General features: G+C 37.4%; 12 protein-coding genes. 5 read left to right on the top strand and 7 right to left on the bottom strand.

Annotation, left to right across the window (positions count from 1 at the left end; genetic code table 11):
- Positions 1-111: 111 nt before the first annotated feature.
- Complete coding sequence (locus tag A9G09_RS09795) at positions 112-1473, bottom strand: APC family permease (RefSeq protein ID WP_065634651.1); 1362 nt, start codon at positions 1471-1473, stop codon at positions 112-114.
- Positions 1474-1837: 364 nt separating this feature from the next.
- Here A9G09_RS09795 and A9G09_RS09790 point away from each other — a divergent pair, with 364 nt between their 5' ends.
- Both A9G09_RS09790 and A9G09_RS09785 read left to right on the top strand, forming a co-directional pair.
- Positions 1838-2272 carry a PTS sugar transporter subunit IIA gene (locus tag A9G09_RS09790; RefSeq protein WP_065634650.1) on the top strand — a complete coding sequence of 145 codons (435 nt, stop codon included), beginning with the start codon at positions 1838-1840 and terminating at the stop codon, positions 2270-2272.
- Entirely contained in the window at positions 2265-3674 is a 1410-nt protein-coding gene (locus A9G09_RS09785; RefSeq protein ID WP_065634649.1) for a PTS fructose transporter subunit IIC, read from the top strand. The genes A9G09_RS09790 and A9G09_RS09785 overlap by 8 nt, the downstream gene beginning before the upstream one ends.
- A gap of 66 nt (positions 3675-3740) precedes the next feature.
- Here the strand turns inward: A9G09_RS09785 and A9G09_RS09780 are convergent, their stop codons facing one another.
- Positions 3741-5423, bottom strand: a complete 1683-nt coding sequence (locus A9G09_RS09780; protein WP_065634648.1) for an amidohydrolase — start codon at positions 5421-5423, stop codon at positions 3741-3743.
- A gap of 148 nt (positions 5424-5571) precedes the next feature.
- Here A9G09_RS09780 and matP point away from each other — a divergent pair, with 148 nt between their 5' ends.
- The 3 genes from matP (at position 5572) to cysB (ending at position 9802) form a co-directional block, all read left to right on the top strand.
- Positions 5572-6036: a macrodomain Ter protein MatP gene (matP, locus tag A9G09_RS09775; protein ID WP_065634669.1), complete on the top strand. Its 465-nt coding sequence runs from the start codon at positions 5572-5574 to the stop codon at positions 6034-6036.
- A gap of 30 nt (positions 6037-6066) precedes the next feature.
- Positions 6067-8667: a type I DNA topoisomerase gene (gene topA, locus A9G09_RS09770; RefSeq protein WP_065634647.1), complete on the top strand. Its 2601-nt coding sequence runs from the start codon at positions 6067-6069 to the stop codon at positions 8665-8667.
- A gap of 163 nt (positions 8668-8830) precedes the next feature.
- Positions 8831-9802 (top strand): HTH-type transcriptional regulator CysB, encoded by a 972-nt coding sequence (cysB, locus tag A9G09_RS09765; RefSeq protein WP_065634646.1) that lies wholly within the window; start codon positions 8831-8833, stop codon positions 9800-9802.
- Between the two features lie 88 nt (positions 9803-9890).
- On the opposite strand, the gene hisIE is transcribed toward cysB, so the two are convergent.
- From hisIE to hisB, 5 genes are read right to left on the bottom strand one after another with little or no spacing between them, the layout of a single operon-like run.
- On the bottom strand, positions 9891-10520 hold the full coding sequence (hisIE, locus tag A9G09_RS09760) for a bifunctional phosphoribosyl-AMP cyclohydrolase/phosphoribosyl-ATP diphosphatase HisIE (protein WP_065634645.1): 630 nt from the start codon (positions 10518-10520) through the stop codon (positions 9891-9893).
- Positions 10514-11290 (bottom strand): imidazole glycerol phosphate synthase subunit HisF, encoded by a 777-nt coding sequence (gene hisF, locus A9G09_RS09755; RefSeq protein ID WP_065634644.1) that lies wholly within the window; start codon positions 11288-11290, stop codon positions 10514-10516. Before hisF ends, hisIE begins: the two co-directional genes overlap by 7 nt.
- Positions 11272-12024 carry a 1-(5-phosphoribosyl)-5-[(5-phosphoribosylamino)methylideneamino]imidazole-4-carboxamide isomerase gene (gene hisA, locus A9G09_RS09750; RefSeq protein ID WP_065634643.1) on the bottom strand — a complete coding sequence of 251 codons (753 nt, stop codon included), beginning with the start codon at positions 12022-12024 and terminating at the stop codon, positions 11272-11274. Before hisA ends, hisF begins: the two co-directional genes overlap by 19 nt.
- A gap of 2 nt (positions 12025-12026) precedes the next feature.
- The gene (gene hisH / locus A9G09_RS09745) at positions 12027-12614 is read right to left on the bottom strand and encodes an imidazole glycerol phosphate synthase subunit HisH (protein ID WP_065634642.1); all 588 of its coding nucleotides are present in this window, start codon (positions 12612-12614) and stop codon (positions 12027-12029) included.
- Positions 12614-13681, bottom strand: a complete 1068-nt coding sequence (gene hisB, locus A9G09_RS09740) for a bifunctional histidinol-phosphatase/imidazoleglycerol-phosphate dehydratase HisB (protein WP_065634641.1) — start codon at positions 13679-13681, stop codon at positions 12614-12616. The genes hisH and hisB overlap by 1 nt, the downstream gene beginning before the upstream one ends.
- Between the last annotated feature and the right edge of the window lie 7 nt (positions 13682-13688).

The following is a 13688-nucleotide window of genomic DNA, read 5'->3' as shown; positions in this document are numbered from 1 at the left end:
GTTAAACAAATAGTCACGATTACAAGATTATTATTCCGTCGACTTAAGTCGACGGAGTTGTTTTAAAAGGGCAGTAACTAGATACTTTAAAGTAGACCAATTTATAAGAACTTAATCTTTGATGATTGAATTTAATTCATGATGATCAATCGATGGCAATAAAGCAGTAAAGCCTTTAGTTAGATAAAGTAGATAGAAAAATCCAATTGCTAACCAAACTAAACCAACAATCATCGCCGTTGCATCAAGGCTGGTCCATAGCCATAGTGAAAGTAAAACACCAATTGCAGGCAATAATCCATATTTAAATAGCAGTAATACTGTTTTCGCTTTTGAATCACCTAAGTAACTTTTAATCACGCATAAATTGACAAAGGTAAAAGCCACTAATGCACCAAAGCTTATCATCGAAACCACTAAACTAAGATCTAATACTAGCGCTAACAATGAAAAACAGGCGACAAAAATAATCGATAAATAAGGTGTTCTATAGCGAGGATGAATTTTATAAAAGATTTTTTTAGGCAAAACACCCTCACGTCCCATCGCATAAAAAATTCTTGATACACTGGTTTGCGCTGTCATGGCTGATGCAAAAACACCAGTTAAGTATGCAGCTTGGAAGAAGTTATACATAAAATTACCGCCTAATTGGCTTATATCACCCACTCGACGAACGACGACTAAGCTGGCTGTATCTTTATTATCTACAAAATCTGTCCACATAGGATAAGCTAGATGAGCACAATACGATACAACTAGAAAAATACAACCAGCAATTAGGACTGTCCAGATAATTGCTCTTGGTAATGATTTTTGTGCATCGTTAGATTCTTCGGCTAAAGTTGCTATGGCATCAAAACCTAAAAAGGCAAGACATAATATTGCCGCTCCAGACATTAAGCCACTAAAATCTCCAGCATTAACTTGCAGAGGTTTCATCATTGCCTCAGGAGTAAGATTAACATTAGTTAAAGTTAAAAAGATAAATAACCCTATAAAAATCATTTGTACAATAATCAATGTAAAGTTTACAGAGTTAATCAGCTTAATCCCCAAATAATTTAAAAAGCTTACACTGATTAATGAACCCAATACAAACACATAAGCAGGAATGCTTGGAAATGCTTCATTCAGGTAGATACCTAAAACCAAATAATTCAATATTGGTAAAAATAGGTAATCAAGGATTTGTGCCCATCCCACCAAAAATCCAACTTTTCCACCAAAAGTATGTTGTACATACGAATAGGCAGAGCCAGCAATCGGCAGTTTATTTGCCATTCGACAATAACTCAATGCTGTAAAAAAGATCATGGCTAAGGTGATGATGTAGGCTATAGGTAAGTGACCATTACTATCAACAGTGACTTCCCCATAAGTGGTAAAGATCCCCAAAGGAACCATATAAGCTAAACCAAATGCAATTAATGCAGGTGTGGTTAAAACTCGTTTCATTTTTATTGCGGACATGACTTTGCTCCTCTGTCCCAAAAAACAATAAAAAACTACTAAGTATAGTTTTGCCTTTTTACCCGCTCAAAGCGGCAAGGAATTCTGCCACATTATCATAATTATGCAAGCTAATTTTTAGTAAAAAGGTACTAAAGCGAGCGATTTATAGACTTTAACACACATTAGTCATTATTTTTAAGTTGTTTAGACTGGAATAGCTCGTTAAAACGTAAAATTTAATTATGCATATTTGTGATCTTGCTCTAACTCTTGATAAGACAAAATTAGTGTCACTGAAAATATTTCATTGTATATTTAATACACATAAATGATAAAAATCAGTCGGTTTGAATATCTATATTTAATTAAAGAGGATCTGTTTATGCAGTCAATACCTGTTTTATCGGTTGAGCTTACCAGTGATATCGTTAATCAAAAATCATCGGTTATTCATTTAATGTCCGATGCTAGCCAAAACTATTTAACCAATGTAAAAACTTTTTTTGATGATGTCATGGCTCATGAACAAGAGATGGAAACCGATGTGTTACCCGATGTTGCTTTGCCTCATGCCAAAAGTAGCGCAGTAAAAACGCCATTTATTGTGGTGGGAAAATATCTTGATGGCATCATTTGGAATAATGGCAACCAAGTGAAGTTGGTGATTTTGATTGGTGCACCAGAACATGCCGATAAGGCGCATTTAGCAATTATTGCGAAATTAGCGGCTCATTTAGCTGATGATGATTTTATTGCAACTTTACTTAATAGTGATACCCAGTCATTAGTAGATAAAGTACGAGGTTTGTATGAATAATGGTGCTATTAACAAAAAGAAGATTGTTGCAATTTGTGCCTGTACTGCTGGTATGGCTCACACTTATATTGCTAAGCAAAAGATTGAAAATGAAGCCAAAAAACGGGGATGGGATTGTAAAGTCGAAACTCAAGGCGCTGCTGGTATTGATAATCCATTAACCGAACAAGATTTAAAAACAGCAGATGTGATCATATTAGCCACTGACATTTCAATTGAAAATGCCGAGCGGTTAGAACCGTATAAAAACGTCATTAAAGTAAGCACAGGCGAAGCCGTGAAAAATACGGTCAACATTTTCAATAATGCCGAACAAATGTCAACTAAAGTAGTGAAAGACAGTATTGGTAAAGAAATATTTCGTGCATTAAATACCGGAATCAGCAAATTTTTACCCGTTATTATTGCTTCAGGTATTCTTTTTTCGATTGTCTTAATGACGGGGAATGTAACCAACGATACGATTTTGCCAAGTAATCAGTTTTTTGCTGATTTACAGCAAGTAGCTATTTATGGGTTTGCTATGATGGTACCTGTGCTTGCAGCTTATATGGCGTATTCTATTGGCGGTAATGCGGCGTTGGCGCCTGCGTTTATTATGGGTTATGTCGTTAATAACCCAATTGGCGCTAATCATGTTAGTACGGGTTTTATTGGCGCGATGATTTTTGGTGTTTTGATTGGTTACTTTGTTAAATGGTTTAAAACCGTTAAAGTCCATCCTGTCATTGCATCAGTAATGCCTGTCATGATTATTCCAACAGTGACCATATTGGTGATGGCGCCCATTTATATTTACGGACTATCTTACCCGTTAGATTGGTTCGTAAAAGCAATGGTTACTACGTTAAAAGGCATGTCAGAAGTCAATGCAGCGTTTTTAGGCATTGGTATTGGTATTCTTGCAGCACTAGATATGGGGGGACCATGTAGTAAAGCGGCAACGGCCTTTACTTTGGCTGCTATGGCGGAAGGTGTTTATGGACCAAATGGTGTGTTTCGTATGTGCTGCGCAATTCCACCATTAGGATTAGCTATTTCATCATTAATTATTTCTCGTTCTAAATACACTAAAGAAGAGAAAGAGTTTGGCATTACCGCTTTCTTTTTATCATTAGCCGGTATAACCGAAGGTGCAATCCCATTTGCCGCTAAAGATCCGAAACGTGTGATTATCGCTATTGTTGTCGGTACGGCAGTGGCAGGTATGTTAGGCATGATTAATGGCATTGAGTCATTAGTTGCGTTTGGTGGACTGGTTGCCTTGGGCGGCGTAACCAAAGGCGCAATGTGGTATGTTATTGATATGTTTATTGGCGCATTGATTATTGCTGCAATACTGCATTTTACTAAAAAGAGAGCCGTAGAAAGTGCAGAGCCAATTGAAATCGAAGCTGAATAATTGCTTATCACGACGCTACCGTTTTATTGGCGTCGTGATAAATAACTCAACTTTTTAGATTAACAATTACGATGCTTGATATACCGTTTTACCACCAACGATAGTGGTTAATACTTTAACATTTTGTATATCGGTTGCCGGTATGGTAAATGGATTACGATCTAAAATAATCATATCGGCAAATTTACCTTTTTCGATTGAACCAATGTATTGCTCTTGCTTCAATATATAAGCGGCTCCAATAGTTGCACAACGCAGCACTTCTGTTACCGTTAAATTACGATCACTGTTTAAACGAGGGTGGTCTGTATCTATTTGTCGGGTCATCGCCACTTGGAAATCGTACCATTCATTTAATGGATCGATTGGCCAATCACTACCAAATGCACAATTCACACCAGCATCGATATACTGGCCATGTGCTTCTAATCCATTATAACGTTCTGGACCAAAAAGCGTATGATATTGTTCAACCATTGTTGCGCTGCATCCAGCCCATTGGAACGAAAACACCACACAAGCTTTTAACTTTTGATAACGTGCAAATTGATGTGCAGCACTAAGCTCATTGTGAGCAGTACTTGGTCTTATATCTGCATCAGGCAATGCTTTTCGCATTTTTTCAATAGCATTAAGTACCACTTCAATTGCACCTTCTCCTACTGTATGCATATGTGGGTGAAAGCCTGCTTTTGCTGATTCAAGGATTAACGCATCGAGCATTTCTGTTGAATAGTAAAGATCGCCGTAACGATCTTTTTCGTGTTCAAGTTGATAAGGTTTTAACAGCCGTGCTGTCATCAATGGTGCTTGCATAACACCATCAACAAACAATTTAGTATGCGAAATTTTAATACCTGGTTTCGGTTGCCAGTTTTTATCATCATAATGGTGAGCAAATTCCTTAACTTTGTCCAATAACAGCGGAATTTGATTTATTGAGGATACATCATCGGGCGGTAACTCATGTGCACCAAATAGGCGTATTGAAAGTGCGTCTTGTTGCTTAAGGGTCAAAAAAGCATCAGCAATGGTTTCGGTAATGCGAGCATCCATCACTGCCGTTACTCCTTGTTTATTCAATTCTGCTTGTGATAATTTTGCAATATTCACTGCTTGCTTATCGGTCAGTTTAGATATGCTGTCAAATGCACGCATCGCCGGTGCATCTTCTAAAATGCCATTAAGTTCGCCATTATTAGTTCGACCAATCTTACCATCTGATGGCTCAGGCGTATCTTTATTAAGACCAAATTTTTCTAATGCCAGACTATTGGCAACGAGTGTATGGCAATCATTTGAAAACAAAATTACCGGGCGCTGGGTATTAAGTTTATCGAGATCGAAACGTGTAATATCGGTACCTATTGGCAACACTTCTTGACGTAGCCATCCTCGTACTTGTAACCAATTAGTCTCATTATCGTTTGAGTCCTGATCTAAATATTTTTGAATAATAGCTAAAGTTTGGTCAACGGTTAAACTTTGATAATTTAAATTACAAGAAGAGAGCTGCATTCCACCCCAAAAAGTATGCAAATGTGCATCTATAAGACCGGGAATCATCGTTTTTCCTTGTAAATCGTAAACTGTCGTATTATTATCGACATACTGACTGCTATTTATTTGTTGCGTGCTCCCCGTTGCAATAATATAGCCATTTTCGATAGCAATAGCCTGACAAACACTGTCTTGTTTGTCTGCAGTATAAATATAGCCATTAATATAAATAACATCAGCTTTAGCCATTATTGGTGATTTCCTTAAATCAAGTTCTAAATAAAAGTGAACGATAGCAGATTTATAAAAAATTTGTCAAATGCAATAATTTTCTTTATTGTGTGATGAGATTATGCTACAACTACAACCTTTAGTTACAGCGTCACAAGGTGAACAGATGAAATATCAACAACTCGAAAACCTTGAATGTGGATGGAAATGGCACTATCTTGTGAAAAGGCATTTAGAAGGCGAATTGATTACTCGTTATATCGAAAAGAGTGCAGCTCAGCACGCCGTAAATGAATTATTACTTTTAGAACATAATCCAATAGGTGTTGTTGAATGGATAAAACAGCATTTAAACCCTGATTTAGATAATCGCATGAAGCAGACCATTCGTGCGAAACGAAAACGACATTTTAACGCTGAACAACAAAATACACGAAAAAAGTCTATTGATTTGGAATTTTTAGTTTGGCAACGTTTAGCTAATTTGGCAAAACGCCGAGGTTGCACGTTGTCGCAAACCATTACACAACTCATTGAGGATGCTGAGCAAAAAGAGCAATATGCAACGAAAGTATCGACAATAAAAGATGATTTACTGTCATTACTTGATGTGAAGCAAGACAGTAAATAACGTAAATTACAGGATAAAATAGGTTTAATTATGGGAAAATCCCTTGTTATTGTGGAATCACCAGCCAAAGCAAAAACAATAAATAAATATCTTGGCAAAGATTTTGTGGTTAAATCAAGCGTAGGGCATATTCGCGATCTTCCAGTAAGTGGTAGTAGCAATCGAGTTGAAAAAACCACCAAAGATAAAGCTGAAAAAAAAGTAAAACGTTCCGAAAAACAGGTCTTAGTTGATCGTATGAGCGTTGATCCGTATAACGGTTGGAAAGCTCACTACGAAATTTTACCTGGTAAAGAGCGAGTTGTTGCAGAACTAAAAAAACTCGCTAAAGATGCCGATATGATCTACCTCGCAACCGACTTGGATAGAGAAGGGGAAGCGATTGCTTGGCATCTTAAAGATGTTATTGGTGGTGAAGATAGCAAATATCGTCGTGTAGTATTTAACGAAATTACCAAGACAGCAATCAAAAATGCGTTTAATCATCCTTCCATGCTAGATATGGATAGAGTTAATGCCCAGCAAGCTCGTCGATTTATGGATCGCGTGGTTGGTTTTATGCTATCACCTTTACTTTGGAAAAAAGTTGCCAGAGGATTATCAGCAGGTCGTGTTCAATCAGTTGCCGTTCGACTTGTGGTTGAACGCGAACGTGAAATTCACGCCTTTATTCCTGAAGAGTATTGGGATCTTTTTGCTGATTTAAGTACAGCAAACAACGAGCAACTAACTTTACAAGTTACTCATTATCAAGATGAAGCGTTTGAACCTAAAGATAAAGTCGCCATTGATATAGCACTTGCTGAATTAAACAACAGCCAATATCAAGTTACCAATATCGAAGAAAAACCAACTAAGAGTAATCCAACAGCGCCATTTATTACGTCAACTTTGCAACAAGCAGCCAGTACACGCTTAGGTTTTGGCGTCAAAAAAACGATGATGCTTGCGCAGCGTCTTTATGAAGCTGGTTATATTACTTACATGCGTACCGATTCGACTAATTTAAGCCAAGATGCATTATCCATGGTACGTGATTATATTGGCAAAAATTTTGGTGATAAATATTTGCCTAAATCGCCAAATGTTTACAGTAGCAAGAAGAACTCTCAAGAGGCGCACGAAGCAATTCGCCCATCAGACGTTAAATTACTGGCGGATAATATTAGTGATGTCGAAGCTGATGCTTGTAAACTTTATCAATTGATTTGGCGTCAATTTGTTGCCTGTCAAATGACTTCAGCCGAATATAACTCGACCACAATTACCGTTAAATCTGGTGATTTCTTATTAAAAGCTAAAGGACGTACCTTGCGTTTTGATGGTTGGACTAAAGTGCAACCGCAATTGGCCAAAAATAATGATGATAAAATTTTACCAGCGGTATCAATTAACGATAAGTTGGACTTGATTACGCTTAATCCTAATCAGCATTTTACTAAACCACCAGCACGTTATAATGAAGCATCGTTAGTCAAAGAGTTAGAAAAACGTGAAATAGGTCGCCCATCGACTTATGCAACGATTATTTCGACCATTCAAGATCGTGGTTATGTGCGTTTAGATAATCGCCGCTTTTATGCCGAAAAAATTGGTGAAATTGTTACTGATCGTTTGAATGAAAATTTCAATGATCTCATGAGTTATGACTTTACCGCTCGTATGGAAGATGCACTCGATCAGATTGCTAATAAAAAACAAGAGTGGCGAGAAGTGCTCGATCAGTTTTTTAGTGATTTTAGTAAACATCTTGAAGTGGCAGAGCAATCTCCTGATAAAGGTGGTATGCAACTTAATCCTTTGGTGCTCACCCCTGAAATTAAGTGTCCTCATTGTGGGCGCGAAATGGGCATTAAAACAGCAGGAACGGGCGTATTTTTAGCGTGTTCAGGCTATGCACTACCGCCTAAAGAGCGTTGTAAACAAACGATTAATTTAATTCCAGAGCACGAAACTCTCAATATTTTAGAAGAGTCGGAAACCGCTGAAACCGATGCATTAAGAGCCCGTAAGCGTTGTCCAAAATGTCATACCGCAATGGATAGCTATTTACTTGATAATGAACGTAAATTACATATTTGTGGTAACAACCCAATTTGTGATGGTTTTATTGTTGAAAAAGGTCACTTTAAAGTAAAAAGTTATGAAGGTCCGATTATTGAATGTGAAAAATGTGGATCTGAGATGCATTTAAAATCAGGGCGTTTTGGGTTATATATGGGCTGTACTAATCCTGATTGTAAAAATACCCGTAAAATTTTAAAAAATGGTGATGTTGCGCCCCCTAAAGAAGATCCAGTCGATTTGCCTGAACTTAAATGTAGCAAATCTGACGCTCATTTTGTATTACGTGATGGCGCATCAGGTATCTTTTTGGCTGCACATAATTTTCCAAAATCAAGAGAAACGCGCGCACCATTGATAGAAGAGTTACAACGTTTTAAAGATCGGTTGCCTGAAAAGTTTATCTATTTGACGCAAGCACCGAATAAAGATCCGGATGGTAATTCAGCCATTGTTCGTTTCAGTCGTAAAAGCAAACAACAATATGTCACATCTGAAGTCAATGGAAAATCGACAGGTTGGGTGATGCAATACGTTGACGGTCAATGGATAAAGAGTAAAAAATAGGTAACAAAACCTGATATGTTTACCAAGTTGTTTTAGGTAATGCATGCGTTTTAGTATAAAAGTGAGTTTAAGTTTGTGCTAAAGTGTGAAAGGAGTTATTTTGTCCCTTTACCTCTTTGTTAATCAAAAGGGTGAAGGGAATAAAAAGAAAGGAACCTTTGTCATGAAATTGCAACAACTGCGTTATATAGTTGAGGTTGTTAATAATGATCTCAACGTATCGTTAACATCGGAAAAACTGTATACTTCACAGCCTGGTATTAGTAAACAGATTAAGTTATTAGAAGATGAACTTGGTGTGCAAATTTTTACCCGCGTCGGCAAGCACCTTTCCGAAGTCACTGATGTTGGCGAACAGATTATAAGTTTGGCGAAAGAAATTCTAAATAAATCCAATGATATTAAAATTGTTGCCAAAGAGTATAGTCAGCCAAATCAGGGTACCTTGACCATCACCACCACTTATACACAAGCTCGTTATACACTTCCGGTTGTCATTCAGCAGTTCATGAAACAATATCCCAATATTACGTTACATATGGAGCAGGGATCATCACCACAATGTCTATTGCAAGCGCAAACAGGACAAGCAGATTTTGCTATTGTGACGGATCTATCTCAATTAACTGAAGATATGATTGCACTGCCTTGTTACCACTGGAATCAGGCCGTTATTGTTATGAAAGATCATCCTTTAGCAAAAAGTAGTTTGATTTCGATTGCTGAGTTATCTAAATACCCATTAGTCAGTTATGATTTTTCGAATGATGGGTCTGATTTGAATCAGGCTTTTAATAAAGCTAATCAATCACCTAATATTGTATTTAGTACAACGGATGCCGATTTGATTAAAACCTATGTTAAATTGGGGGTTGGTGTTGGCATTGTTGCCAAAATGGCAGTCAGTCAAAATGTGGATAATGATTTTGTGGTACTGAGTGCAGGGCATATCTTTCCTTATAGTACAACGTATATTGCATTTTCACGCTCACTGTTTTTGCGCAGTTACATGTATGATTTTATACAGCAATTTTCTCCACATTTAAATAAATCAACCGTAGATCGTCTTATTTTGTGCGAAAATAACGTTGATGTTCAAACCATGTTTAATGGGGTGAAATTACCGATTCGTTAATAAGATTGAAATAATAGCGCTATCTGTTTAAGTCAGTATTAATGAGATCAAATAAAGTGCGAAATAATTCGCACTTTTTCGTTTAGCACTATTTTTTATGGCGTGCTTTTAAAATACCTATCACATCTTGTAGTGATAGATTTTGATCTTGTAATAAGACGAGTAAATGGTAAATCAAATCAGCTGATTCATTTTTTAACTCTTCTTTATCATGAACGGTAGCCGCTAAAGCAGTTTCAACGCCTTCTTCACCTACTTTTTGTGCAATGCGTTTTGTTCCATCATGATATAATTTAGCTGTATAGGATGATTTTGGATCAGCACTTTTACGCGCTGCAAGCAGCTGTTCTAGTTCGAATAAAAATCCCCATGTCGTTTGTGCCTGAGCAAAACAGCTGTTAGTACCTGTGTGACAAGTTGGACCAACAGGATCAACTAAAATGAGTAATGTATCGTTATCACAATCTGTTGAAATACTTTTTACATTTAAAAAATTGCCAGATGTTTCACCTTTAGTCCATAGACGCTGTTTAGTGCGTGAATAAAAGGTTACTTTGCCACTATTTTGTGTTTGTGTTAGTGCATCTTGATTCATATAGCCAAGCATTAAGACATCACCCGAGACATAATGTTGGATGATAACAGGCATTAAATTATCCACTTTTTGCCAATCAAGTTTGCTTAAGTCTAATTTCGTATCGGAATTTGGAATTAGCATAATCGAATTTCTACTCCATGTTGAGCTAAATACTGTTTAAGTTCACCAATATTGATAATTTGTTTATGAAAAACGGAAGCGGCTAAAGCGCCATCGACATTTGCGTCCCTGAACGCTTGTAAAAAATGTGCCATTGTGCCTGCGCCACCTGAGGCGATTAAAGGTACATGACAAACATCACGCACAGCTTGTAATTGTGTCAAATCATAACCATTACGCACACCATCTTGGTTCATCATATTCAATACGATTTCACCAGCACCGCGTTTTTGTACCTCTTTTACCCAATCTAAGGTATTCCATTTGGTCGCAACTGTACGCTTTTCATCACCTGTAAATTGATAAACATGATAATTTTGAGATTGTTGGTCATACCAAGTATCAATTCCAACAACAATACATTGCACACCATAACAATCTGCTAATTCAGTAATTAAATCTGGATTAGCTAATGCCGGTGAGTTGATCGAAATTTTATCGGCACCAAATGTTAATATCTGTCCTGCATCTTCAACCGTTTTTATCCCTCCAGCAACGCAAAAAGGAATATCAATAACTTCTGCAACTTTTGCCACCCAACTTTTATCAACAACTCGACCATCAGATGAGGCTGTAATATCATAAAATACCAGCTCGTCAGCGCCTTCTTCGGCATATCTTTTAGCTAAAGGTACGATATCACCAATAATTTCGTGATTGCGAAACTGTACACCTTTTACCACTTGACCATCACGAACATCTAAACAAGGGATTATCCTTTTTGCCAGCATGAAATTGCCTCCTGAACTGTAAATTTACCTTCAAGTAATGCTCGCCCAACAATTACGCCTGCTACACCACTGTTTTGTAATGCTTTAACATCGTCTAATTGACCAATACCACCTGAGGCTTGAAACTCGATTTGTGGGTATTTTTGGCTGATTTCTTGGTATAACTCAACATTTGAACCGCTTAAGGTTCCGTCTTTTGAAATATCGGTACACAATACGTGCTTTAAACCAAAAGGTAGATAATTATCAATAACCTGCTCCAGTTTTTGCTTTGAGTCCTCTTGCCAGCCATGTATTGCAACGTATTTATCACCTTGGCTGTCAATTCGTACATCGAGTGCCAATACCAAAGCTTCAGGACCATAATGCTCAAACCACTGTTTAACCATTTCTGGTTGCGTTATTGCTGTCGAGCCGATAACCACCCGAGTAGCCCCAGCAGCGAGTAGGGCTTTAACATCTTCTTGTGTGCGAATGCCACCTCCGATTTGTACCGGTACGTTAACGCCACTTATTAACGTTTTAATCAATGCTATCTGCCGTGCGTTTGGATCTTTGGCGCCGGTTAAATCAACAAGATGTAGTAATTTTGCACCTTGCTTTTCATAAGACTGTAACCGAGTTAAAGGGTCGTTACCGTAATTGCGTTTTTGATCATAATCACCTTGATGTAAACGGACAACTGAACCATCGATTAAATCAAGGGCCGGTATAATATTTGGAAATGTTGACATTGTTATATCTCCAAAAAGTTTTTTAGCAAAGTTGCACCGACCGAGCCAGAACGCTCGGGATGAAACTGTACGCCGTAAAAGTTGTCTTTTTGTACGGCAGCGGTAAAGCTTTCGCCGTAATTGGTTTCTGCAATAGTTGCTGAGCATAATGGCATCGCGTATCCATGTACAAAATAAAAATAAGCACCATCTGGAATATCACGAAACAGATGATGTCCGGCTTTAGGATAGACTTGATTCCATCCCATATGAGGTAGAGGTAATCCGCGATCAGGTATTTCAGTTACTGTTTCATGGATAATACCTAAAGTATGAACATGTCCTTCATGGCTAAAATCAGCTAAAAGTTGCATACCAAGGCAAATACCTAATACTGGTTGGGTGCAAACTTTAATGAGATCAATTAAATCACGATCTTTGAGTTTTTGCATTGCTGATGAAGCCGAGCCGACACCAGGTAAAAGCAGTTTATCTGAATTAAGTACCACATTAGGATCAAGACTGATTATCGATTTATAACCTAATCGATCTATGGCATATTTTACTGATGAAAGGTTAGCACAACCGGTATCTAAAATGACAATATTCATTACAGGACTCCTTTTGAGCTTGGTAATCTGTCACTTTCAATCTTAATAGCTTGTTTTAATGTTCTGGCAAAAGCTTTAAACAAGCTTTCTACTTTATGATGATCGTTAACACCTTCAGTTTCGATATGTAAAGTAATTGCCATTGCATAACTTAGTGAGTAAAAAAAGTGTTCAACCATTTGAGTACTCATATCGCCAACTTTTGGTGTAGTAAAATGTGCTGAGAAAACAAGATATGGTCGTCCCGAGATATCCATCGCGCATTTTGCTAAACATTCATCCATTGGAATGACCGAAGCATAACGTGTGATACCTCGTTTATCACCTAGAGCTTGTTTTAAGGCTTCGCCTAAGGCAAGTCCAGTATCTTCAATAGTATGATGATCGTCAACATGTAAATCACCTTGTACTTGAATATTGAGTTTAATTCCACCATGCGTCGCTATTTGATCTAACATATGGTCAAAAAAACCAATACCGGTGTTGATTTGACTACCACCTTGACGATCAAGCCAGACTTCAACTAATATTTTAGTTTCCTTAGTATTACGTTCAACTTTAGCATAACGATCAGCTGTGGTTAGCCTTTGGGCTATTTCAGTCCAATTAAGTGTTTCGGGATTATAGTGCAATCCTTTTATTTGCATATTTTCGGCAAGTTGCATGTCGGTAAGTCTGTCACCAATTACATAACTATGCTCTTTATCTAATTTGCCACTGGTAAGATAAGGAAGAACCAGTTGTATTTTAGGTTTACGACACTGACAATTATCTTCAGGGAAATGTGGGCAGATCAAGACTTCTTCGAAGTTTACTCCTTGTGATGTAAATATTTGCATCATTAAATTATGCGGTCCATCAAAATCTTGTTGCGGATAACTTTTAGTGCCAAGTCCGTCTTGATTTGTGACCATGACTAATTTATAGCCTGCTGATTGGAGTTTAAGTAGGGCAGGAATAACATTAGGTTCAAAAGCCAATTTTTCAAAACGATCGACTTGAAAGTCAATAGGTGGTTCGGTAATTAATGTACCATCACGATCAATAAATAAATATTTTTGTAACATTATTGCT

This window comes from Gilliamella sp. wkB292 (assembly GCF_001690235.1).
Taxonomy (GTDB): Bacteria; Pseudomonadota; Gammaproteobacteria; order Enterobacterales; family Orbaceae; genus Gilliamella; species Gilliamella apicola_F.
The sequence above is the reverse complement of the archived record's forward strand: the minus strand, read 5'-3'. Positions and strand labels throughout refer to the sequence as shown.